The 21,943-nt window shown below is 40.5% G+C and carries 23 protein-coding genes; 2 read left to right on the forward strand and 21 right to left on the reverse strand.

Annotated elements, in window-relative coordinates:
• Positions 1–6 precede the first annotated feature (6 nt).
• The 13 genes from pilW to trmJ form a co-directional block, all read right to left on the reverse strand.
• The gene (gene pilW, locus L0B53_RS04980; RefSeq protein ID WP_235061054.1) at positions 7–558 is read right to left on the reverse strand and encodes a type IV pilus biogenesis/stability protein PilW; all 552 of its coding nucleotides are present in this window, start codon (positions 556–558) and stop codon (positions 7–9) included.
• Between the two features lie 137 nt (positions 559–695).
• Positions 696–1,814 (reverse strand): bifunctional tRNA (adenosine(37)-C2)-methyltransferase TrmG/ribosomal RNA large subunit methyltransferase RlmN, encoded by a 1,119-nt coding sequence (locus L0B53_RS04985; protein ID WP_235061055.1) that lies wholly within the window; start codon positions 1,812–1,814, stop codon positions 696–698.
• A 284-nt stretch (positions 1,815–2,098) separates the two neighbouring features.
• Positions 2,099–2,530, reverse strand: a complete 432-nt coding sequence (ndk, locus tag L0B53_RS04990; RefSeq protein WP_235061056.1) for a nucleoside-diphosphate kinase — start codon at positions 2,528–2,530, stop codon at positions 2,099–2,101.
• Between the two features lie 21 nt (positions 2,531–2,551).
• Positions 2,552–3,844 (reverse strand): aminopeptidase PepB, encoded by a 1,293-nt coding sequence (gene pepB, locus L0B53_RS04995; RefSeq protein WP_235061057.1) that lies wholly within the window; start codon positions 3,842–3,844, stop codon positions 2,552–2,554.
• A gap of 255 nt (positions 3,845–4,099) precedes the next feature.
• Positions 4,100–4,300 carry a Fe-S cluster assembly protein IscX gene (gene iscX, locus L0B53_RS05000; protein WP_235061058.1) on the reverse strand — a complete coding sequence of 67 codons (201 nt, stop codon included), beginning with the start codon at positions 4,298–4,300 and terminating at the stop codon, positions 4,100–4,102.
• Positions 4,301–4,369: 69 nt separating this feature from the next.
• Positions 4,370–4,708: an ISC system 2Fe-2S type ferredoxin gene (gene fdx, locus L0B53_RS05005; RefSeq protein ID WP_235061059.1), complete on the reverse strand. Its 339-nt coding sequence runs from the start codon at positions 4,706–4,708 to the stop codon at positions 4,370–4,372.
• A gap of 2 nt (positions 4,709–4,710) precedes the next feature.
• Positions 4,711–6,567 carry a Fe-S protein assembly chaperone HscA gene (gene hscA / locus L0B53_RS05010; RefSeq protein WP_235061060.1) on the reverse strand — a complete coding sequence of 619 codons (1,857 nt, stop codon included), beginning with the start codon at positions 6,565–6,567 and terminating at the stop codon, positions 4,711–4,713.
• A gap of 55 nt (positions 6,568–6,622) precedes the next feature.
• Positions 6,623–7,144: a co-chaperone HscB gene (gene hscB / locus L0B53_RS05015; RefSeq protein ID WP_235061061.1), complete on the reverse strand. Its 522-nt coding sequence runs from the start codon at positions 7,142–7,144 to the stop codon at positions 6,623–6,625.
• A 34-nt stretch (positions 7,145–7,178) separates the two neighbouring features.
• Positions 7,179–7,502 carry an iron-sulfur cluster assembly protein IscA gene (iscA, locus tag L0B53_RS05020; protein WP_235061062.1) on the reverse strand — a complete coding sequence of 108 codons (324 nt, stop codon included), beginning with the start codon at positions 7,500–7,502 and terminating at the stop codon, positions 7,179–7,181.
• A gap of 29 nt (positions 7,503–7,531) precedes the next feature.
• Positions 7,532–7,912, reverse strand: coding sequence for a Fe-S cluster assembly scaffold IscU (gene iscU / locus L0B53_RS05025; RefSeq protein WP_235061063.1), 381 nt, complete (start codon positions 7,910–7,912; stop codon positions 7,532–7,534).
• A gap of 88 nt (positions 7,913–8,000) precedes the next feature.
• On the reverse strand, positions 8,001–9,215 hold the full coding sequence (locus L0B53_RS05030; RefSeq protein ID WP_235061064.1) for an IscS subfamily cysteine desulfurase: 1,215 nt from the start codon (positions 9,213–9,215) through the stop codon (positions 8,001–8,003).
• Between the two features lie 87 nt (positions 9,216–9,302).
• Positions 9,303–9,770, reverse strand: coding sequence for a Fe-S cluster assembly transcriptional regulator IscR (iscR, locus tag L0B53_RS05035; RefSeq protein WP_235061065.1), 468 nt, complete (start codon positions 9,768–9,770; stop codon positions 9,303–9,305).
• Between the two features lie 103 nt (positions 9,771–9,873).
• Positions 9,874–10,596 (reverse strand): tRNA (cytosine(32)/uridine(32)-2'-O)-methyltransferase TrmJ, encoded by a 723-nt coding sequence (trmJ, locus tag L0B53_RS05040; protein ID WP_235061066.1) that lies wholly within the window; start codon positions 10,594–10,596, stop codon positions 9,874–9,876.
• Between the two features lie 186 nt (positions 10,597–10,782).
• Between trmJ and suhB the strand changes: the two genes are divergently transcribed.
• The gene (gene suhB, locus L0B53_RS05045) at positions 10,783–11,586 is read left to right on the forward strand and encodes an inositol-1-monophosphatase (protein WP_235061067.1); all 804 of its coding nucleotides are present in this window, start codon (positions 10,783–10,785) and stop codon (positions 11,584–11,586) included.
• Positions 11,587–11,733: 147 nt separating this feature from the next.
• On the opposite strand, the gene L0B53_RS05050 is transcribed toward suhB, so the two are convergent.
• From L0B53_RS05050 to L0B53_RS05080, 7 genes are all read right to left on the reverse strand, one after another.
• Positions 11,734–13,425: an RluA family pseudouridine synthase gene (locus L0B53_RS05050; RefSeq protein WP_235061068.1), complete on the reverse strand. Its 1,692-nt coding sequence runs from the start codon at positions 13,423–13,425 to the stop codon at positions 11,734–11,736.
• A gap of 138 nt (positions 13,426–13,563) precedes the next feature.
• Positions 13,564–14,511: a protein translocase subunit SecF gene (secF, locus tag L0B53_RS05055; protein ID WP_235061069.1), complete on the reverse strand. Its 948-nt coding sequence runs from the start codon at positions 14,509–14,511 to the stop codon at positions 13,564–13,566.
• An 11-nt stretch (positions 14,512–14,522) separates the two neighbouring features.
• Positions 14,523–16,370, reverse strand: coding sequence for a protein translocase subunit SecD (secD, locus tag L0B53_RS05060; protein ID WP_235061070.1), 1,848 nt, complete (start codon positions 16,368–16,370; stop codon positions 14,523–14,525).
• A gap of 20 nt (positions 16,371–16,390) precedes the next feature.
• Entirely contained in the window at positions 16,391–16,723 is a 333-nt protein-coding gene (yajC, locus tag L0B53_RS05065; RefSeq protein ID WP_235061071.1) for a preprotein translocase subunit YajC, read from the reverse strand.
• A gap of 15 nt (positions 16,724–16,738) precedes the next feature.
• Positions 16,739–17,866: a tRNA guanosine(34) transglycosylase Tgt gene (gene tgt / locus L0B53_RS05070; RefSeq protein ID WP_235061072.1), complete on the reverse strand. Its 1,128-nt coding sequence runs from the start codon at positions 17,864–17,866 to the stop codon at positions 16,739–16,741.
• Positions 17,867–17,979: 113 nt separating this feature from the next.
• Positions 17,980–19,041 (reverse strand): tRNA preQ1(34) S-adenosylmethionine ribosyltransferase-isomerase QueA, encoded by a 1,062-nt coding sequence (queA, locus tag L0B53_RS05075; RefSeq protein ID WP_235061073.1) that lies wholly within the window; start codon positions 19,039–19,041, stop codon positions 17,980–17,982.
• 104 nt (positions 19,042–19,145) lie between these two features.
• Positions 19,146–20,168 carry a trypsin-like serine protease gene (locus L0B53_RS05080; protein ID WP_235061074.1) on the reverse strand — a complete coding sequence of 341 codons (1,023 nt, stop codon included), beginning with the start codon at positions 20,166–20,168 and terminating at the stop codon, positions 19,146–19,148.
• A 190-nt stretch (positions 20,169–20,358) separates the two neighbouring features.
• Between L0B53_RS05080 and L0B53_RS05085 the strand changes: the two genes are divergently transcribed.
• On the forward strand, positions 20,359–20,799 hold the full coding sequence (locus tag L0B53_RS05085) for a CBS domain-containing protein (RefSeq protein WP_235061075.1): 441 nt from the start codon (positions 20,359–20,361) through the stop codon (positions 20,797–20,799).
• Positions 20,800–20,888: 89 nt separating this feature from the next.
• Here the strand turns inward: L0B53_RS05085 and L0B53_RS05090 are convergent, their stop codons facing one another.
• Positions 20,889–21,785 carry a hydrogen peroxide-inducible genes activator gene (locus tag L0B53_RS05090; RefSeq protein ID WP_235061076.1) on the reverse strand — a complete coding sequence of 299 codons (897 nt, stop codon included), beginning with the start codon at positions 21,783–21,785 and terminating at the stop codon, positions 20,889–20,891.
• Between the last annotated feature and the right edge of the window lie 158 nt (positions 21,786–21,943).

The raw sequence follows: 21,943 nt of genomic DNA on the forward strand, positions 1-21,943 counted from the left end.
TGCTATCTATTGTTCTATTAATGCTAACTGTTTTTTAGCAACAACCAAATGCGGTTCTCGACGTAATGCCCGCTGAAAAAAGTGCGTTGCCGAAGCCATATTACCAGCTTTCAAACTGCAAACACCTGCATTTTCAAGACTTTCCGCTTTATTTTGGTATCTCTCATCTAATACCGCCTTTTCAAAATAAATCATAGCCTCTGTAAATGCCTGCTGCTGACATAAAAAAACACCATAATTATTAAATATCTTACCTGAGAGGGGTTTTAGCGTTAAGGCTTGTTGATATTGTTGCCAAGCTAACTCAACCTCTCCAATATAACTATAATAGTATGCCATAGCAGCAACTGCACGCGAGTATTTTGGTTGATATTCTAGTGCTAGACGTAGATTTTTTTCAGCACTTTGAGGTTGAGCAGTGGTTAGATAACCTAAACCTAAGTCAATTCTAGCATCTGCCGCATCTCTTAGCTTTAAATTATCCGTTGCTGGCGCATTAATTGTCGAGCAGCCCGCTAATAATATAAAAAAGAACCAATAAGTAAACTGCCCTAGCATCTCGTATTATAGTTCGAGTCGTGAGCCGTTTAATTATTGGTTTCATTTTTTGAATCATTATCTGTTTAATCATCGACTTGGTTATTATCGATATCAGTATCATTTAACTTTCGCCTACTCCTTGGCATGATACTTTACTAGACAGTTTTTACCGCAATTGGTTCACCTTTAGCTCTTTTTGCTTGGGTACGCTTTGTTCTATCAATAACGTCACCGACTAGCTGTCCACAGGCTGCATCAATATCATCACCACGAGTTTTACGAACAATAACCGTAAAACCATACTCCATTAATACTTTCGAGAAACGATCAATACGAGAGTTACTTGGCTTATTATAAGGCGATCCAGGATATGGATTAAATGGAATTAAATTAATCTTAGACGGGGTATTCTCTAATAACTTAGCTAAACGATGAGCGTCATCCATATTGTCATTGACATGATCAAGCAGAATGTACTCAACCGTCACGCGACCTCGGTTTGCATTGGATTTAGAGATATAACCCTGTACCGATTGTAAAAAGCTTTCGATATTATATTTGTCATTAATCGGCATGATTTCGCTACGTAGCGCATCTTCAGGCGCATGAAGAGAGATCGCGAGTGCAACATCAATTTGATCACCTAACTGATCGAGTCCAGGAACAACACCTGAAGTAGAAACCGTCACACGACGCTTAGATAGACCATAGCCAAGATCATCTAACATCAGTTCCAGAGCTGGAACTAAGTTCTTTAAGTTAAGTAGCGGTTCCCCCATTCCCATCATAACAACATTAGTAATGGGACGACGGCCCGTCTCTTTTTCAATACCCACTTCTTTGGCTGCACGCCAAACCTGACCAATAATTTCAGATACCGTTAAGTTACGGTTAAAGCCTTGTTGGCCTGTTGAGCAGAATTTGCAGTCTAATGCACAACCTACTTGAGAAGAGACGCAGAGTGTCGCACGGTCGCCTTCTGGGATATAAACGGTTTCAACATCTTGATCGCCAACTTTCATTGCCCACTTAATGGTACCATCAGTAGAATACTGAGCATTCCCCACTTCAGGTGCTTTGATTTCAGCAACATGCTTTAATTTTTCACGCAGCTTTTTATTTAAGTTAGTCATTTGATCAAAATCATCACAGCCATAATGATAGATCCATTTCATGACTTGCTCGACACGGAAAGGTTTATCACCAATTTCAGCAAAAAACTCTTTCATTGCTTTGCGATTTAAATCAAGTAAATTGACTTTTTTAGTGGTCATTGAAGGCCTCATTAAACTGATAAGATAGAAAATATCGATGAATATTGGGTAAGATAACATCTTCGACATGAGAAGTTACTGCTACTCAATAACTCAAGGCGCGAGATTGTACATAATTTATCTCTTTGATGCCAGAATTAGGGTGAATTCATTGGTGATTTTTTGAACAAAAAAAAGAGCCTAGTTAGGCTCTTATCATTTATATTGAATTAATGACTCAATCAAACAGTTTATAGCGTTAAAAAATTCATACAAATAACACCATAACCTATTGATTATAAGGTTTATTTACGCTGAGAGAAAATTTCTTCTGGCTTAAAGAAGTAGTTAATTTCACGTTCAGCAGATGTTGGGCTATCTGAACCATGTACTGAGTTATAACGCATACTTTCAGCAAAGTCGTGACGAATCGTGCCACATGCTGCCTCTTCTGGGTTGGTTTTCCCCATCAATTCACGGTAATCAGTAATTGCATTTTCAGCTTCTAACACTTGAACCATAACCGGCTCAGAGATCATGAAAGCCACAAGATCATCAAAGAAAGGCTTACCTTTATGTTCTGCATAGAAACCTTCCGCCTGTTCTTTTGACATATGAATCATTTTTGCTGCGGCAATATGTAGGCCTGCATTTTCAATTCGTTGGTAGATAGTACCGATTAGATTACGTCTTGTTGCATCGGGTTTTACAATAGAAAGTGTTTGTTCAATCGTCATGATTAAATCCTTTATTATTTTTTATTTTTTATTTAGTAGTAGCTGAGCGAGAGTTCGAACGCCTTGACCTGTGCCACCGACAGCCCACTTGTTACTCGCTGTTTTACGATAAGCCGCACTACAATCGAAATGTAACCAGCCTTTCTTATAATCTTCAACAAAATGAGATAAGAAACCAGCAGCAGTACTTGCGCCTGGAGAGTATTGCCCAGAACTAATATTAGATAGGTCAGCAAAATCTGATGGCAGCATATGACGATGCATATCGGCCAAAGGAAGTTGCCATAATCCTTCATTGACTTGATCCGCGGCTTTTAGGGCTTTATTCGCTAGAGCCTGATCAAAACTAAACAGAGCATGATAATCATTACCTAGTGCTGCTTTTGCTGCTCCAGTTAATGTTGCACAGTCAATAATACGTTGCGGATTATGACTGCTCGCATAAATCAAGCCATCCGCCATCACCAAACGCCCTTCAGCATCGGTATTCATCACTTCAACCGTTTTACCATTTTTATAAGTGATAATATCGCCCAATTTATAAGCTTTACTGGATACCATATTTTCTGCACAGCATAGTACCAATTTAATACGGTAATCGACTCCATTCATAATCGCTAAAGCTAGGGCTGCAGTTGCAATTGCAGATCCTCCCATGTCGGCTTTCATGGAATTCATAAAGCCAGACGGTTTTAAGCTATAGCCGCCGGAGTCAAAGGTAATACCTTTACCAACAATCACAGTATGTACCGGAGCCTCAGGATCTTTAGTTGGATTGTAATCCAGCCTTAACATCACCGGTTTACGCGCAGAACCACGACCGACGGTATAGGTTCCAGTCCAGCCTTCTTCTAATAGATCATTGCCTTTAACCATCTTGAATTTAACTGATTCAGGATCAAGCCCTTTTAGAAACTCAGCAGCGCGAGAAGCTAAACGTTCAGGGCTCAACTGTTCGCCAGTCAAATTAGTAATATCTCTAGCCCAATTAACAGCTACTAAACGTGCATCAAGTTGAGATTCATCTTGCTCAGAGAGAGAGGTAGGCCAAACAATGTCAAGTTCACCAAGTGGAGAGCGAAAGCCTTGAGCAAATACCCAACACTGTTCTAAAGTCCATTTATCACCCGCTAACTCAACGGATTTAATTCCTTGATTAGCAATCTTTCTCGCCGCTTTTTGAACAACATCTTCATTGCTATTTTCGGTTAAATGGATTGTGGCACCACCGTTATTGAACGATACTAATGCATTCGCCCCCCACTGCTCTTCAGCAGCTTGAAGCGAGATAACAACAGGCATATGAGTTGACATATATCCTCTCCTTGAGTGAAAACTAAATAATGGACACGATAAGACAGACTTATCATTTATTATGGTTTTGCTAGTGAATTGACTCTATTCATTTAAATTATTTGATAACTCATTATAGAGTGCACTGCAATCTGAATAAATTCAATATATTAACTCCAATTAAACAAAAAAGGCAAACTGTTAACAGTCTACCTTTTTAGTATTACAACATTATTGCTAATTTAAGGAGTCAGTCCTTAATTATCGCTCAGCACCTTAATCCATCTCTTCTAGCCAACAAGCAACAATAGCTTCTAATACACGTTCATTAGAGTGTTTAGGATCATCATCAAACTCTTCAAGGTCGAGAACCCATTGGTAAAGATCAGTAAAGCGTACGGTTTGAGGGTCAATATCAGGATAAGTATCTACTAACTCAATCGCAATATCTCGAGAATCAATCCATTTTAAACTCATATTGTCCACCTCTTTGTCATAATACTAGTTTCTAATATATACCATCTCTTCAAATAAGAAGGGTATAAATTAGTTCTTTTCAGAAACCATGTTAATAGTATAGCGAGGAATTTCGATAACGAGGTCTTCATCTTCAACTTTCGCTTGGCAACCCAAACGAGACTCTGGTTCTAATCCCCATGCTTTATCTAACATATCATCTTCTAACTCATCACTTTCATCCAATGAATCAAAGCCTTCACGAACAATAACGTGACAAGTTGTACATGCACACGATTTTTCACATGCATGTTCAATATGGATTCCATTTTTTAGTGCAACATCTAAAACAGTTTCACCTGTTGTTGCATCTAATACCATGCCTTCAGGGCATAACTCTTCATGAGGAAGTACTACAATTTTAGGCATTTTTAAATCTCATCTATTGATTGACCAGCCAATGCTCGACGAATAGATTGATCCATTCGACGAGATGCGAACTCTTGGCTCACTTTATCAGCGTTTTTAATTCCATCTTCAATCGCTAACACACTGGTTCCTTGTCGTAATTCGGCAAGTTTAGCAATTGCATCTTCAATTTCTTTTCTCTCTTCAAGGGTAAGCAATGCATCACCATCAGCATCTAGCGCTGCCACTAACCCTTCGATAACACGATCCGCTTCAACTTGCTGTTCGGCTAGTTTTCTTGCATCAAGATCATCTTTCGCAAACTTCATTGAATCTTGGATCATTGAAGCCACTTCATTATCACTTAAACCATAAGACGGTTTCACTTGAATTTCAGCCTGAACGCCAGTGCCTTTCTCCATCGCGGTAACAGAAAGTAAACCATCAGCATCAACTTGATAAGTCACTCGAATATGGGCAGCACCTGCCGCCATAGGCGGAATATCACGAAGAGTAAAACGAGCGAGTGAACGACAGTCATCAACCATCTCTCGCTCACCTTGTACCACATGCACCATCATTGCAGTTTGGCCATCTTTAAAAGTGGTAAACTCTTGCGCTCTTGCTACCGGAATCGCGGTATTACGTGGAATGATCTTCTCTACCAAGCCCCCCATTGTCTCAATACCTAATGAAAGCGGGGTAATATCAAGAAGCAGTAACTCATCATCTGATTTGTTACCCACTAAAATATTGGCTTGGATTGATGCACCTAAAGCGACCACACTATCAGGGTCAATTGACGTTAATGGCTCTTTATCAAAGAAGCGTCCAACCATTTCACGAACAGAAGGAACACGCGTTGAACCACCAACCATGACAACTTCAAGTACCTCATCAGTTGTGATGTCCGCATCTTTAATTGCACGACGACATGACAACAAGGTCTTTTTAATTAATGGCGTAATTAGCTGCTCAAAGGTATCTTTGGTTAATGTACCTTGCCAACCTAAAATATCAATATTCGCTTGTGGTTCCGCAGACAGTGTAATTTTTGCATCCGTTGCGGCATCAATAACTGCACGGGAATCCATCGCTGAAAGCTCGTCTGAAATTCCAGCCTCCGCTAAAATCCAGTCAACAATCACTTGGTCAAAGTCATCGCCACCTAAAGCAGAATCACCACCTGTAGCCAGAACTTCAAATACACCTTTAGAAAGACGAAGTATTGAGATATCAAAAGTCCCGCCACCTAAATCATAAACGGCAATGACACCTTCTTGACCTGAATCTAAACCATAAGCAATAGCAGCTGCCGTGGGTTCATTCAACAAGCGAAGAACATTAAGACCTGCGAGCTTAGCTGCATCTTTTGTGCCTGCACGTTGAGCATCATCAAAATAAGCAGGAACCGTAATCACGACACCTTCAAGATCGCCACCTAATACTTGTTCTGCACGTTTAGAAAGTGACTTAAGTATTTCACTAGAAACGGCAATTGGATTCACTACACCTTGACGGGTAGCAATCTGAGGAAGACCGTTATCAGAGGCAACAAATTGATAAGGCAAATTAGAATAACGTTGTTGAATATCATTGAGTGAACGACCAATTAATCGCTTAACTGAAATCACGGTATTTTCAGGATCTTGTTGCGCTAATGCTCGCGCTGCAATTCCTGTCGTGATCTGCTCATTTTCACCATAATGAACAACCGATGGCATGATCGAATGATCTTGTTCATCGACTAAACAACTTGATTGACCACTACGTACTGCTGCAACTAAGGAATTAGTTGTCCCTAAATCAATACCGACAGCTAATTTATGTTGATGAGGTGCTGCGCTCTGTCCTGGTTCAGCAATCTGTAATAATGCCATTGTTATACCTTATTTTGGATTCTTAGGTTTATGGGATTTTCAACGATGAAAGATATTACCAAAGATCAAGTAGACGTTCTTCCATGTTATCAATTTCTACTTGTAATTTAACGATAAACTTCAGCTTTCGTACCACAATAGTCGCATTGGACCATGCTTTTTCATCCAGAAGTTGACGTAGTTCGTCGAGGTAGGTTTGATAAATCCCTTTCACTTCTTGTCCAAATTTGGCTAATGCTTCATCAGGATTTTCCGTTGATGGGATATCTTCTAAAGATTCACGCAGTTCCATCTGTTGCATTAAGAACATTGGATCTTGCATGGTCACCTGTTCGCCTCGAATATCTTCACCCTTTTCAGCAAGAATATATTCAGCACGTAAAACAGGATCCTTTAAGATCTGAAATGCGTCGTTGATTTGTGCAGCTTTTTGTACCGCTAATAATCGATCACGCTCGGAGGAGGTTGCAAAATTATCAGGGTGAAAATGGCGCTGTAATTCTCTGTATTTTAGAGAAAGAAGACTACCATCAACGTCAAATTGAAATGGTAGCCCTAATAGTTCAAAGTGATTCATAGGCTTTTAGTATTAAAACCTTTTAGCTTGAAAGTTAAACGTTGAAGCTTTCGCCACAACCACACTCACTAGAGACATTTGGGTTATTGAACTGAAAGCCTTCGTTTAGACCTTCTTTGGCAAAGTCTAACTCTGTTCCATCGAGATAAAGCAAACTTTTTGCATCGACAATAAGATTAATATCATCAATTTTAAAAACTTCATCTTCTTCATTAAGCTCATCAACGAACTCAATGACGTAAGCCATGCCCGAACAGCCAGAAGTACGAACTCCTAGTCTCAGGCCGATGCCTTTACCACGATTCTCAAGAAAAGTACGAACGCGGCCTGCTGCCGCTTCTGTCATAGTGATGGCCATCTGTCCAACAACCCCTAAAAGTTAATTAATTATTTATGTTTGTTCTTATAATCGCTAACTGCAGCTTTGATTGCATCTTCAGCTAAAATAGAACAGTGAACTTTTACTGGCGGTAATGCTAACTCTTCAGCAATTTCTGCATTTTTAATCGCAGCAGCTTCATCAAGTGTTTTACCTTTTACCCACTCAGTAATGAGGGAGCTAGATGCAATTGCTGAACCACAGCCGTAAGTTTTAAACTTAGCATCTTCGATAACGCCTTCGTCACTTACTTTGATTTGTAGTTTCATTACGTCACCACAAGCGGGTGCGCCAACCATACCACTACCGATATTTGGATCGTTTTTATCAAAACCACCAACGTTACGTGGGTTTTCATAATGGTCGATTACTTTTTCGCTATAAGCCATGATATCTCTCCTAATATTTGTCTAATTCCGTGAAACAGTATGTTGTATCAACTAATTTCGCGATTAATCAATTTGGTTATCGGTTAAATTAGTGGTGTGCCCACTCAACTGTGTTTAAATCAATCCCTTCTTTGTACATATCCCAAAGAGGTGACATCTCACGAAGTTTTCCTACAGCTTGACGTACACAACTAATTGCGTGGTCAATTTCTTCTTCTGTAGTGAAGCGACCAAAAGAGAAGCGAATTGAGCTGTGTGCTAACTCATCATCTAAGCCGAGTGCTCGCAATACATACGAAGGTTCTAAACTTGCTGAAGTACAAGCGGAACCTGATGATACTGCAAGATCTTTTAGAGCCATGAGTAATGACTCTCCCTCAACAAATGCAAAGCTTACATTTAAATTGTTCGCAACGCGTTGCTCTAGGTCACCATTTACATAAACAGCTTCCATATCCTTGATTCCATCAAGAAAACGTTGACGTAGATCTAAAGAATGTTGATAGTCTTTAGTCATCTCTTCTTTAGCGATACGCATCGCTTCACCTAAGCCAACGATCTGGTGCGTAGGAAGTGTTCCTGAACGCATACCACGCTCATGACCGCCGCCATGCATTTGCGATTCAAGACGAATACGAGGCTTACGACGCACATAAAGAGCACCGATACCTTTTGGTCCATAAATTTTATGACCAGAGATAGAGATCAGATCAACTTTCATCTCTTTAACATCAATTGGCAGTTTACCCGCAGATTGTGCTGCATCAACGTGGAAGTAAATCTTACGTTCACGACACAGCTCACCAATCGCAGTAATATCTTGAATAACACCAATTTCGTTATTTACATGCATGATAGAAACAAGAATTGTATCATCACGCATTGCTGCTTGTAATTTGTTCAAATCAATTAAGCCATTTGCTTCTGGCTCAAGATAAGTCACTTCAAAACCTTCACGCTCTAATTGACGACATGGGTCAAGTACTGCTTTATGTTCAGTTTTGCAAGTGATGATATGCTTGCCCTTCTTACCATAGAAGTGCGCAATACCTTTAATTGCTAGATTGTCTGACTCAGTTGCGCCAGAAGTAAAAACAATTTCACGTGGATCTGCATTTAGCACATCGGCAATTTGCTCTCTCGCGGTATCGACTGCTTCTTCCGCCTGCCAACCATAACGGTGCGAGCGAGATGCTGGGTTACCAAAATTTCCGTCTAAGGTTAAACACTCAACCATCTTTTCTGCAACACGTGGGTCCACTGGGCATGTTGCTGAATAATCTAAATAAATAGGCAGTTTCATTTTTTTCTCCGCGAATATACTCATGTAACGTAAGTATATAGATAAATATAGTTTTTATATCACTTGATCTATCATTAATTGCTTTAATTAAAGAGTTTTATTACTAAAACTCGACAATATTTTTTCATCTTGACGATTAGAAACAAATTGAATTTCATTGTCGTCCATTAGTTCACCCAGTGTAATTCCATCTAGAAAACCACTGATTCGCGCACTAAGGTCTCGCCATAAAGAGTGAGTTAGGCAACGGGAGCCGCCTTGACATCCACCAGCACCATGACACTTGGTTGCATCAACCGATTCATCAACGGCTGCTATCACCATGCTTACCGCAATTTCATTAGGATCTAATCCTAAGCGATAACCACCACCTGGTCCTCGTACACTTGAGACTAAACCCGCTTTACGTAAACGAGAGAATAATTGTTCAAGGTACGATAAAGAAATCTCTTGACGCTCAGAAATATCAGCCAAAGGCACTGGATTCTCTTGCGCATGTAACGCAACATCAAGCATTGCGGTTACTGCGTATCTACCTTTTGAAGTCAATTTCATAGCAAATTCAAGCTCACATTCGTCAATAATGAGCTAAGATTGCCATACCCGACTAAAACAGTCAAGTATTTAACCCTGTAATTTAGTCAACTATTATTAGAATCTATTTTTTCATTTCTCGCTCAAACGAAGTTAATGCACCTCGTAGAATATTCAACTCTTGTCTTTCTGGTCGCGCACGGTTAAATAAACGTCGCAATTTGTTCATTACAGCGCCGGGATGAGCTTGATTAATAAATCCTGAATCATAAAGCGTATTTTCTAAATGCCGATAAAAAAGCTCTAAATCTTCAGAAAGAGGATACGCCTCTTCACCCTTTTCACCTTGATAAGCTTGCGACTCTAACCAAGCAGTTCTTACTTCATAAGATAATGTTTGGACGGCCATCGCTAAGTTCAAGGAGCTGTATTCCGGATTGGCAGGAATATTGACATGGTAGTGACACTTTTGCAGTTCATCATTGGTCAAACCGGTACGCTCACGACCAAAAATAATTGCCACTTTACTACTTTGACTTTCTGCGATTAATTTAGTGCCCGCTTCTCGAGGGTCAAGTTGTGGCCATTGCAAGTGGCGAGGACGAGCGCTACTCCCTACTACTAACTGACAATCAGCAATGGCTTCTTCTAATGTAGAGACAACGGTCGCGTTATTCATAATATCACTTGCTCCCGCAGACATCGCAACCGCTTTGCCGTCAATCTCACATGCAGGATCAACTAAAACAAGTCGACTTAAACCCATCACTTTCATCGCACGGGCAGCCGAGCCAATATTACCGGAGTGGGAGGTATTAACGAGAACAATTTTCACTTGATCTAACATAGATAAATAATACTGCTTAATAATTTGGGGGGATAATATTATCATAAAGTAAAGAGATCTGTCCTTTTGATCTTATTGCGCTCTTAGATAAAAGCAGAGAACAAAAAATAACCGCTTTCTTTTTATCTCAATTTTGGTATACTCGCCGCCGCTTTTTTAGTTCTTTAACATCCTTGGGAATATCGTATGCATCCAATGCTAAATATCGGCGTGCGCGCTGCGCGCAAAGCTGGCAATTATATCGCAAAATCTTTCGAAAACTTAGATTCAGTAGAAGCTAGCCCAAAAGGGGTGAATGATTTCTACACTAACGTAGATCAACAAGCTGAAGAGATTATCATCGAAGTGATCCGTACCTCTTATCCTGACCACTCTATCGTGGCTGAAGAGAGCGGTACACACGAAGGTAAAGATAAGGACTATCAATGGATCATCGACCCACTGGATGGCACAACTAACTTCATTCGAGGCTTACCTCACTTTTCTGTTTCTATTGCATTACGCATTAAGGGACGTACAGAAGTCGCTATCGTTTACGATCCAATCCGTAATGAGCTTTTCTCTGCTCAACGTGGTGCTGGCGCTAAACTAAATAACCAACGTATCCGTGTAACTAAAGCTAAAGACCTAGATGGTACTATTCTAGCGACAGCTTTCCCGCATAAAGCGAAACAGCACTCTGAAAGCTACATGAAGATCATGACTGAGTTATTTACTGATTGTTCTGACTTCCGTCGCACTGGTTCTGCTGCACTAGACCTTTGTTATGTTGCTTCTGGCCGTGTTGATGGTTATTTCGAGCTTGCTCTTAAGCCATGGGATATCGCTGCTGGTGAATTAATTGCTCGTGAAGCTGGTGCACTTTGTACTGACTTTGCAGGTGGCAGCAACTACATGACATCTGGAAACATCGTTTCTGGTAATGCTCGCGTAGTAAAAGGCTTACTAACAGCCATCCGTAACAACGATAAAGAAGCGCTACTTAAGTAATCAATACTTAAATTTCGTTTATATCCGTTTTATAAAAAGACCATCTGTTAATCACAGGTGGTCTTTTTTGTTTTATATCGCCTTCTTATTTAAAATAGCTCGTCACTTGTGTTCGCCTACTAGCAACTTCAAGTAAGGAGGGGATAACTAAAAATCAGCATCAACTTGGAAATCCATTCGCTGTTTAGATTCTGGATGATCAAAACTCAGAGATTCAGCATGCAGATGAAGACGACGTTCCCGAGTCCCATACAGATCATCACCAATAATCGGGGTATTTAATCCTAACTGGTGAGCACAATGGACTCTTAACTGATGGGTTCTTCCTGTTTTTGGATAAAGGTAGATATCAGTTTTACCATCAACAATCCCTTTCACTTGCCAATATGTTTCAGCCTGTCGTCCATGTTGATAACAAACTAACTGCTTTGGTCTATCTTCTAAATCAACACGCAATGGTAAAGAGATATAACCTTCACTCTGGATGATCGTACCTTCTAATCTCGCTAAATAACGCTTCTCTACCGTCCGTTTAATAAACTGTTGCTGAAGATTTTTATGGCTCTCTTTCGTCAGTGCCAGCACCATCAATCCGGATGTCGACATATCTAAACGGTGGACAATCAATGGTCCGGTCGCCTCAGGAAATTGTATTTTAATTCGATGATAAACCGAATCATTGATCTGCTTACCAGGAACTGAAAGAAATTCAGCGGGTTTATTGACAATCAACAAGGCTTCATCTTGATAAATAATCGGTAACGTTTTTCCTTCGGCGGGATTAACCAATAAAGGGTTATCATCAACATCCATGCCTTTTAACATATGAGTTAGAATCGGCAAACATTTACTTTGACAAGAGGGATAGTAATTTTTGTGCTTTCTGACTTCCGATTTAGGTGAACTCCCCCACCAAAATTCCGCTAGAGCAATTGGCTTCAACTGATTTTTAAACGCATATTGCAGCAACTTGGGTGCTGCACACTCTCCCGCACCTGCCGGTGGAATTGGCGTTACTGTCTCTTTAAATATCTGATTTAACGTTTGGCTTTCAGCTTGTTGATTCAAAAAGCTATACTGTTCAAATAGTTGATATTGCAGTGCATTCGATAAGGTTTTACGCTGTTGCTTTCTGTTTTTAATCTCGTCTTCAAATTGAGTAATTTCTTGTTCAACCTCATCGATTCTCTGTTGCCAACGCTGCTTTAAGGCTTTTAACTGATTTTTCTCCGTTACACTTTGTCGAGACAGCTCAACCATCAAAGGTTTTAACTGAACTTCATCAATGGCTCCCTCTTGGAATTGCTGTTCTACCTCAGCTCGCGCCAACTTCCTCACTCGTCGCCCTTCAATCATCTGATCTCGATGTTGAGAAAGCGCTTGTTGCTGCTGTTGTGCTATATCAATACTTGCGGCTTTTAGCTCAGCCAACTTAGGACTCTGCTGCAACGTCTCTAACTGAGCAGTAACTTGATTAATCACTTTCTGCTCGGTAAGAAAAAAGTTATCTTCCACCAGCATATCAAACACAGGCGGCACAAAATAAGGGAGGTTATTTTGTTCAGCTAACTTACCTGAAAATGCAGATAAATAACCTAACTCCCCTTGTTGATTCTCTACCACTAACACACCAAACATCTTACCAATTGGAAAAACACTTTCACCTTGCAAACCAAAGTCATGTTGCCAAATCTGCTGTATTTCTAAGTGTTCTTGTAACTCTTGCGTGGCCACAACTGCTAGCGGATGAGGTTGATAATAGAAAGGAAAAGTGAATTTATCAGGAGGCGTTAGCGCAGAGATTGAGGATTTAAAGGGAGTAAATAGAGATGATGGCATAATGATAATCACGCAGAAAAGAAGAAAAGTAAGTGACTATTTTAGCATATAAAAAAAATCCAGCTAATTTTCTGTTCTTTCATTAAGATAAACAGAGAATTAACTGGATTTAATTCAGGTAACGTTATGAATTAGCCGTTAAGGCATATTGTCAAACTCTTCACCTTCTTTCTCAACTTTCACAGGCATTAAGTGTTCACGAGTAATACCAAGTTTCAGAGCAAGTGCAGATGCAACATAGATCGATGAATAAGTACCTACAGTAATACCGATCAATAGTGCTAATGCAAAGCCATGAATATTAGCGCCACCTTGAGTGAATAGGGCAATAACCACGAATAATGTTGTACCAGAAGTAATCAACGTACGACTCAATGTCTGAGTAATAGCACCATTGATAATCTCCGTTGGCGAACCTTTACGTTCACGACGGAAATTCTCACGTACTCGGTCATATACCACGATGGTATCATTGAGCGAGTAACCCACCACCGTCAGTAGTGCTGCCACAATGGTCAAGTCAACTTCAACTTGAAGTAACGAGAAGATACCTAAAGTAATCGTTACATCGTGAGCAAGAGACAATACTGCACCCGCTGCCAAACGCCACTCAAAACGCATTGAAACGTAAAGAAGGATACAGATTAATGAAGCAATAATCGCAAGACCACCCGCTTCAGCTAATTCATCACCGACGTTCGGACCAACAAACTCAACTCGGCGCATCTCTACGCTTTCGCCAGTACCTTGTTGGATGGCATTGATAACTTGTGAACCTAATTGCTCACCTTTGAGATCATCACGAGGACGCAGGCGAACCATCACATCTCTTGCTGTACCAAAGTTTTGAACAACGGCATCACCAAAACCGGCGGTATCTAAAGAGGCACGTACCTTTTCAAGATCTGCAGGCTGTTGAAAACCAACTTCAATTAACGTACCACCAGTAAAGTCTAAGCCCCAATTCAACCATTTAGTTGAAAGAGTACCGATAGCAGCCCCAATCATCAAAATAGAGAAGATGAAAGCCACTTTAGACCAGCGCATAAAGTTGAACGTTTTATTCGTTCTTAAAATTTCAAACATTTAAGCGCCCCTTAGATTGATAGCTTTTTAACACGTTTACCGCCATACAATAAGTTGACGACCGCACGGGTACCAACAATTGCAGTAAACATTGAAGTTAAAATACCAATAGATAGTGTCACGGCGAAGCCTTTAATCGCACCGGTACCTACAGCAAATAAGATAATCGCTGTAATTAAGGTAGTGATGTTAGCATCGGCAATGGTACTAAAAGCATTAGCATAACCTTGATGAATCGCTTGTTGAGGACTACGCCCTTCTCGCAACTCTTCACGGATACGCTCAAATATCAGTACATTGGCATCAACCGCCATACCGACCGTTAATACGATACCTGCGATACCTGGCAAGGTCATGGTAGCACCTGGGATCAACGACATAATACCGATAATAAGAACCAAGTTCATCACTAAAGCTAAGTTAGCAATCAGGCCAAATTTACGGTAATAAATAGCGGTGAATAGCATAACGGCGATTAAGCCCCACACACAAGCTTGAACACCCATATCGATATTCTGCTGCCCCATTGATGGACCAATGGTACGCTCTTCAACAATCGAAATTGGCGCAATTAACGCACCGGCACGAAGAAGAAGGGCTAAGTTGTGCGCTTCAGCTTGGCTATCAATACCCGTAATACGGAAGCTATTACCTAAACGAGACTGAATCGTCGCTTGGTTAATGACTTCTTCATGTTTAGCTAAAACAACATTGCCTTTGCTATCACGTTTACCTGTATCTTTATACTCAGAGAAAACCGTTGCCATTAATTTACCAATATTATCTTTGGTAAATGCTGACATTTTGCTACCACCTTCACTATCTAGTGAGATGTTAACTTGTGGACGGCCATATTCATCAGCGCTAGAACTTGCATCGGTAATATGATCACCGGTTAGAATAACACGCTTTTTAAGTACAACCGGTGCACCATCACGCGTATATTTCACTTCACTAGAACCAGGTACTCGACCACTTGCTGCAGCTTGACGATCAACCGCAGTATCAACCGTACGGAATTCTAACGTTGCCGTTGCACCTAAGATCTCTTTTGCACGAGCTGTATCTTGTACACCAGGTAGCTCAACAACAATGCGTGATGCACCTTGACGTTGAACTAATGGCTCAGCAACACCTAAAGCATTCACACGGTTACGTAAAATGGTAATATTCTGATCAACGGCATAGTCACGAATCTCTTTTAAACGAGCTTCGGTATAAACGGCTTTAAGTGTTGAAGTGCTTTCATCAACGGTAAACACCATATCTTGATGTTTTTCAGCAAGTAGGGATTTAGCTTTATCTAAATCAGCTGCACTACGCATACGAACGTCAACAGAATCTTGTTTCTTATGAATAGCACTATAGCGAAGACGTGCTTCACGCAATTCAGTTCGGAATACATCTTCTTGTTGGCCCATCAACTTATCCATCGCAGCATCCATATCCACTTCCATCAAGAAGTGAACACCACCACGTAGATCAAGACCAAGTTTCATTGGTGTTGCACCGACGGACTCTAGCCATTTTGGCGTAGCAGGTGCAAGGTTTAAGGCGACGATATACTGTTTATCTAAAGCGGATTTAATAATATCGCGAGCACTAATTTGGGTATCGGTGTCAGAAAAACGAGCGAGTACCGTACCCTTTTCAAGAGAGATAGATTTGTAGTCGATGTCATTGCTTTTTAAAGCATCGGTGACAGAATCCAAGGTTTGCAAATCAGCTGATACACCACGTGCACCTGTAACTTGAACCGCTGGATCTTCACCGTAGATATTTGGGAGAGCATATAGAGCGCCGATCGCAATGATCAGCGCTAACATAATATACTTCCACAAAGGATAACGGTTTAACACTGTTATGATCCTTTAGGAGGTTATAGAGATTGAATAGTACCTTTTGGCAGTACTGCAGTAACAAAATCTTTCTTAATTGTTACTTCAGTGCCAGCGCCTAAAGCGATAACGATATAGTCACTATCATCAGAGATCTTAGTAATTTTACCTACTAGACCACCACTTGATAATACTTCATCGCCTTTACCCATAGAAGCCATTAGGTTTTTATGTTCTTTCACACGCTTAGACTGCGGGCGGTAGATCATAAAGTAAAAAATAACAGCAAACAGGCCAAGCATGATAAGTAACTGCGTAGTTTCTCCGCCAGTAGAAGCGGGGCCAGCTGCGTATGCATTAGAGATTAAACTCATTGATATATCCTTTTATTATAAATTATCTAATGGTGGTACGGGTTTTTCACGACGAGCATAAAACTCTTCAACGAAAGCGTCTAATCTACCTTCATCTAACGCATTACGCAAACCTTCCATTAAACGTTGATAATAACGTAAATTATGGACGGTATTCAGGCGTGCGCCTAGGATCTCATTACAGCGATCAAGATGATGTAGGTAAGATTTACTGTAATTCTTACAAGTGTAACAATCACATTCTGGATCTAATGGACCCGTATCTGTTTTATGTTTAGCGTTACGGATTTTAACCACACCGCCAGTAACAAATAGGTGTCCGTTACGTGCATTACGCGTTGGCATAACACAGTCAAACATATCAATACCACGACGTACGCCTTCAACTAAATCTTCAGGCTTACCAACACCCATTAGATAACGAGGCTTATCTTCTGGAAGTTGCGGACAAGTATGTTCTAGTATACGGTGCATATCATCTTTCGGCTCACCAACCGCAAGACCACCAACCGCATAACCATCAAAACCGATATCGGTTAATCCTGCCGCTGAGATATCGCGTAAATCTTCATAAACAGAACCTTGAACAATACCAAAAAGGGCGTTCTTATTGCCTTGTTTATCAAAATGGTTACGACTACGTTTAGCCCAACGTAGTGACATCTCCATCGACTTTTTAGCTTCTTCATGAGTGGCTGGGTATGGTGTACACTCATCAAAAATCATCACAATATCTGAGCCTAAGTCGTATTGAATTTCCATCGACTTTTCAGCATCCATAAAGATCTTGTCACCATTAACAGGGTTACGGAAATGTACACCCTCTTCTGTGATCTTACGGATATCACCCAAACTAAATACTTGGAAACCGCCTGAATCGGTTAAAATCGGACCTTGCCAATTCATAAAGTCATGTAGATCGCCATGTTGACGCATGATTTCTTGACCAGGACGCAACCATAGGTGGAACGTATTACCTAGAAGGATCTGAGCACCCGTTGCTTTCACTTCTTCAGGTGTCATGCCTTTTACAGTCCCATAGGTACCAACAGGCATAAATGCAGGTGTTTCTACTTCACCACGTTCAAAAGTTAAACGACCGCGACGGGCTCGTCCCTCTTTTTTAATTAATTCGTACTTCACAATATCTCCAGATGCTAGATAAACAGTCTAACGCTGCTAGGGTTCGGAGGTCACTATACCATGATATAGATACCCCTGATTCATTCAATTTATGAGCAAGTTCTCATAAAGTATTAAGATTTTGTCTTCGCTGAGATAAACATGGCATCTCCGTAACTAAAAAAGCGATATTTTTCGGCTACTGCATGATGATAAGCTTTTATCGTATTATCAAAACCAGCAAAAGCACTTACCAACATAATCAGAGTCGATTCTGGTAAGTGGAAATTGGTGATCATCACGTCAATCAATTGGAATTCATATCCAGGGTAGATAAAAATATCAGTATCTGAGAAAAACGGAACGAGTGGAGTTCCCTGTTTTAAAGCAGATTGAGCGGCACTCTCTAAAGAACGAACCGATGTCGTTCCAACCGCAATGACTCGACCATTACGTGCTTTTGTGGCATTAATGGCGTCAACAACCTCTTGAGGTACTTCCGCGTACTCAGAATGCATCACATGATCATTGATATCATCAACACGCACAGGCTGGAATGTTCCTGCACCAACATGCAAGGTAACAAATGCCGTTTCTACCCCTTTCTCTTTAAGAGCAGCTAAAATTGCATCATCAAAATGCAACCCCGCTGTTGGCGCAGCGACTGCCCCTGGTTTCTCATTATAAACCGTTTGATAACGCTCTTTATCTGAATCTTCATCCGGACGGTCAATGTAAGGAGGTAACGGCATGTGTCCAATTTTATCAAGAGTCTCAAGTACCGTTAACTCATTTTCAAACTGGATTTCAAACAGTGCATCATGACGAGCAACCATCGTCGCCTCAACTTCATAATCACTATTATCACCAAGAATCAATGGCGCACCAGGTTTCGGTGATTTTGATGAGCGGACATGCGCTAAGATGCGCTTATTATCGAGTACGCGTTCCACCAACACTTCAATTTTACCACCCGATGCTTTACGACCAAACATACGAGCAGGAATCACACGCGTATTGTTGAAAACTAAAAGATCACCGGGCTCAACTAAATCAAGTACATTAGTAAATTGCCCATCCACTAATGTGCCTGAATTGCCATCTAATTGAAGTAGACGACTTGCCGTACGATCGGGTTGTGGGTAACGAGCAATAAGCTCATCAGGTAAATCAAAACTAAAATCTGAAACTCGCATTATAAACACCTCGAATTATGCAAGCGGCTAGTCTAGGGCTGACCACTCGCAAGATCAAGTTTCCAGCGCAAATGTCAGTGAATAATTCCTATCTAATTTCATTATTAATTTTTATTCAGCAATAATCTTATCCCTAGATCGTAAAAAAGTGACTTTTTGTAACAAAGCGCTGGCCTTTGTAAACGACAAACCATTAAAGAGAAAAGAGAAAGCATCATAATAAATCCAATGCTACCACCACCGCCTCCACCGCTACTATCACTTGTTACGACTCGCGCTTCACTCGTTGGTTCAATATCTCCCGCTTGTACTTGATCTATCCAATCCACAAAATAAGAGATTTGGCTATACACACCTGGCACACCAGAAGCACAACCATTTCCATCGCCATAACTGACTAAACCAACAAGATAATCAATACCATTTAGATTATAGGAGAGAGGGCCACCGGAATCCCCATTACAACTATCTTGTCCATTATCAGTACTAGCACATAGCTGAGAGGAATTATCTAGGTTTGACCAACTCGCGCGGCAACTGGAATCAGAAACATAACTTAATGAGACTTCTTGTAAAGTATCGCTCCCGCTATTCGAGTTATTTGTCGTTCGTCCCCACCCGGTAACAACTAAAGCGCGATCTATTGAGCGTAATTGAGAGATCGTAGAGTCAACGGATGTCGTTGCAAGATCAATCGCAGCCACTGAATCACTAAAGACTAAAGGAGAAGAAAGATAAATGAGTGCGATATCATTAATGATTTGGCTACTAGAAGAATAGTAATCTTGATGAACATAGAGTAATTCACCGTATTGAGACGGAGAAGAGTAAGAGAACTCAGTTTCACCATAATAAACTTCAATTTGTTCTGCAGAAGCAGGCGTCATTAAAATGTTATTTACTTCACTCACACAATGAGCCGCAGTCAACACCCATTGTTCAGCGATAATCACACCGCCGCAATAGGTATTTGTTTGAGCGTTACTCAACCAAATTTGCCATGGATGTGCTTCAATGGTGGTATCATTTCCACCGACAATTCTTGGACTAATCATCGCATTAGAGAGTGAGCTAAATAGAAAAGTAGCTGCAAAAATAAATTGAAAAAAACGCGAAACTCCCACCATAAAACCGCACCTCAACAACAAAAATAATTTATTTAGTCACATACCTTTTAATTAAAAAGTATTTACCGAACCTTAACGAAAGTAACAAAACATGACATTAATCATCTGTTTTATCTGCTAATATTAGTAATATCATTGAAGAAAAATTGACATCAAAAATCTTACTAACATTTCAGTATAGGTGGTTTATATGTTTACCGTTGAAGATATGATGACTCCGCACCCCCACACACTCACCCTAGAGCGCCCAATCAGTGATGCAAAGCAATTGATGGCAAAATCTGGGATCCGCCACATTCCAATTATCAATAAGAAAAAAGAGTTAATTGGACTGGTCACTCAGCGTAATATTTTAGCCGCTCAAGAGTCGAGCTTGCAGCAATCTGTCAATCCTGAACAAGATTTAATGATTACCATGGCAGATATCATGTTAGAAAAAGTAGCGACTGTGACGCCTAAAGCCGGATTAAAAGAAGCCGCTCTTTATATGCAGAAACACAAATATGGTTGCCTTCCTGTCGTTGAAGGAAAGCAAATTATTGGTATTATTACCGATACAGATTTTGTAGGTATCGCTATTAATCTACTTGAGTTACAGGAAGAGAGTGAGCCTTTAGCCTATGATGAGTAAAGCGCATAAAATTAGACAAGTAAAACTGGCTGAATAAGGTTAAACAGCCATTGATATAGCACTCAAGTATAAAAACGCTTAAATAATGGCTAAAGCAACTCTTCCACTAACGTCGCGATCTTCTTAAACTGAGCAGTACGGTTAGATGTTGGGCGCCAAACCAATCCGATCTCTCGATAGGCGTCGGTTCCTGGTGGATCGAAGACCAATAAATTTTGATTATCGAGCAGTCCATGTTCAATCGCCATCTGTGGAATAAAGGTCGTTCCTAAACCATTGGCGACCATCTGAACTAAGGTGTGTAAACTGGTTGCGGTAAAAGGATTGATTTTATCTTTTGTCGTTAACTGACACGCTGATACCGCATGATCCGTTAAGCAGTGGACTTTTTCCAATAAGAATACCGACTCATCCGGTAAATTATCATAATGGATCGGCACAGAAATTGAATTTACTTGCTGGCTGCTAATCACCATTTTAAAAGGATCTCGCCCCACAATTTGACTCTCCATACCATGAATATCGATAGGCAAAGCTAAGATCAATACGTCAATCTCACCATGACGAAGAGCAGAGAGTAAATTATCCGTCGTATCTTCTCGCAGTAATAAGTCGAGCTTTGGATATTGTCGGTTAACCTCTTGAACCAGATCGCCCAATAAAAAAGGCGCAATAGTCGGAATACAGCCAAGCCGTAACTTCCCTTCCATCATCTCCCCTTGGCTTCTTGCTATCTCCATCAAATCCTGACTACGCGCTAATAGCTCTCGACTCCGTATGACCACCTCTTCTCCCATCGGAGAAAAAACTAAATGACGGTTATCTCGTTCAATTAATTGACACTCTAAAAGCTCTTCTAAATTTTGAATCCCTGAACTTAGCGTCGATTGACTTACAAAGCAGGCTTTTGCCGCATCGCCAAAATGACGTAACTCGTGGAGCTTAATTAAATAGCGTAACTGTTTGAGGGAAGGCCACTTATTCATAAATTTGAGTTCCTCATCCATTCCAATTGGATATATATTCTGCAATAATGAGACAACCTGTTGTTAACATCAAATAAGATATAAGCAACAGATATCAAACAGGATGCCAACTTATAATAAAGAAGGCTAAAGGAATAACTTAATCGATTTTTTCGATT

The organism is Vibrio sp. SS-MA-C1-2, from assembly GCF_021513135.1.
In the GTDB taxonomy this organism is placed as follows: Bacteria; Pseudomonadota; Gammaproteobacteria; order Enterobacterales; family Vibrionaceae.

What these genes read in the sequence shown, in the direction of transcription:
- pilW (WP_235061054.1), bottom strand. Translation starts at nt 558, where the DNA reads ATGCTAGGGCAGTTTACTTATTGGTTCTTTTTTATATTATTAGCGGGC.
- L0B53_RS04985 (WP_235061055.1), bottom strand. Translation starts at nt 1,814, where the DNA reads ATGACCACTAAAAAAGTCAATTTACTTGATTTAAATCGCAAAGCAATG.
- ndk (WP_235061056.1), bottom strand. Translation starts at nt 2,530, where the DNA reads ATGACGATTGAACAAACACTTTCTATTGTAAAACCCGATGCAACAAGA.
- pepB (WP_235061057.1), bottom strand. Translation starts at nt 3,844, where the DNA reads ATGTCAACTCATATGCCTGTTGTTATCTCGCTTCAAGCTGCTGAAGAG.
- iscX (WP_235061058.1), bottom strand. Translation starts at nt 4,300, where the DNA reads ATGAGTTTAAAATGGATTGATTCTCGAGATATTGCGATTGAGTTAGTA.
- fdx (WP_235061059.1), bottom strand. Translation starts at nt 4,708, where the DNA reads ATGCCTAAAATTGTAGTACTTCCTCATGAAGAGTTATGCCCTGAAGGC.
- hscA (WP_235061060.1), bottom strand. Translation starts at nt 6,567, where the DNA reads ATGGCATTATTACAGATTGCTGAACCAGGACAGAGCGCAGCACCTCAT.
- hscB (WP_235061061.1), bottom strand. Translation starts at nt 7,144, where the DNA reads ATGAATCACTTTGAACTATTAGGGCTACCATTTCAATTTGACGTTGAT.
- iscA (WP_235061062.1), bottom strand. Translation starts at nt 7,502, where the DNA reads ATGGCCATCACTATGACAGAAGCGGCAGCAGGCCGCGTTCGTACTTTT.
- iscU (WP_235061063.1), bottom strand. Translation starts at nt 7,912, where the DNA reads ATGGCTTATAGCGAAAAAGTAATCGACCATTATGAAAACCCACGTAAC.
- L0B53_RS05030 (WP_235061064.1), bottom strand. Translation starts at nt 9,215, where the DNA reads ATGAAACTGCCTATTTATTTAGATTATTCAGCAACATGCCCAGTGGAC.
- iscR (WP_235061065.1), bottom strand. Translation starts at nt 9,770, where the DNA reads ATGAAATTGACTTCAAAAGGTAGATACGCAGTAACCGCAATGCTTGAT.
- trmJ (WP_235061066.1), bottom strand. Translation starts at nt 10,596, where the DNA reads ATGTTAGATCAAGTGAAAATTGTTCTCGTTAATACCTCCCACTCCGGT.
- suhB (WP_235061067.1), top strand. Translation starts at nt 10,783, where the DNA reads ATGCATCCAATGCTAAATATCGGCGTGCGCGCTGCGCGCAAAGCTGGC.
- L0B53_RS05050 (WP_235061068.1), bottom strand. Translation starts at nt 13,425, where the DNA reads ATGCCATCATCTCTATTTACTCCCTTTAAATCCTCAATCTCTGCGCTA.
- secF (WP_235061069.1), bottom strand. Translation starts at nt 14,511, where the DNA reads ATGTTTGAAATTTTAAGAACGAATAAAACGTTCAACTTTATGCGCTGG.
- yajC (WP_235061071.1), bottom strand. Translation starts at nt 16,723, where the DNA reads ATGAGTTTAATCTCTAATGCATACGCAGCTGGCCCCGCTTCTACTGGC.
- queA (WP_235061073.1), bottom strand. Translation starts at nt 19,041, where the DNA reads ATGCGAGTTTCAGATTTTAGTTTTGATTTACCTGATGAGCTTATTGCT.
- L0B53_RS05080 (WP_235061074.1), bottom strand. Translation starts at nt 20,168, where the DNA reads ATGGTGGGAGTTTCGCGTTTTTTTCAATTTATTTTTGCAGCTACTTTT.
- L0B53_RS05085 (WP_235061075.1), top strand. Translation starts at nt 20,359, where the DNA reads ATGTTTACCGTTGAAGATATGATGACTCCGCACCCCCACACACTCACC.
- L0B53_RS05090 (WP_235061076.1), bottom strand. Translation starts at nt 21,785, where the DNA reads ATGAATAAGTGGCCTTCCCTCAAACAGTTACGCTATTTAATTAAGCTC.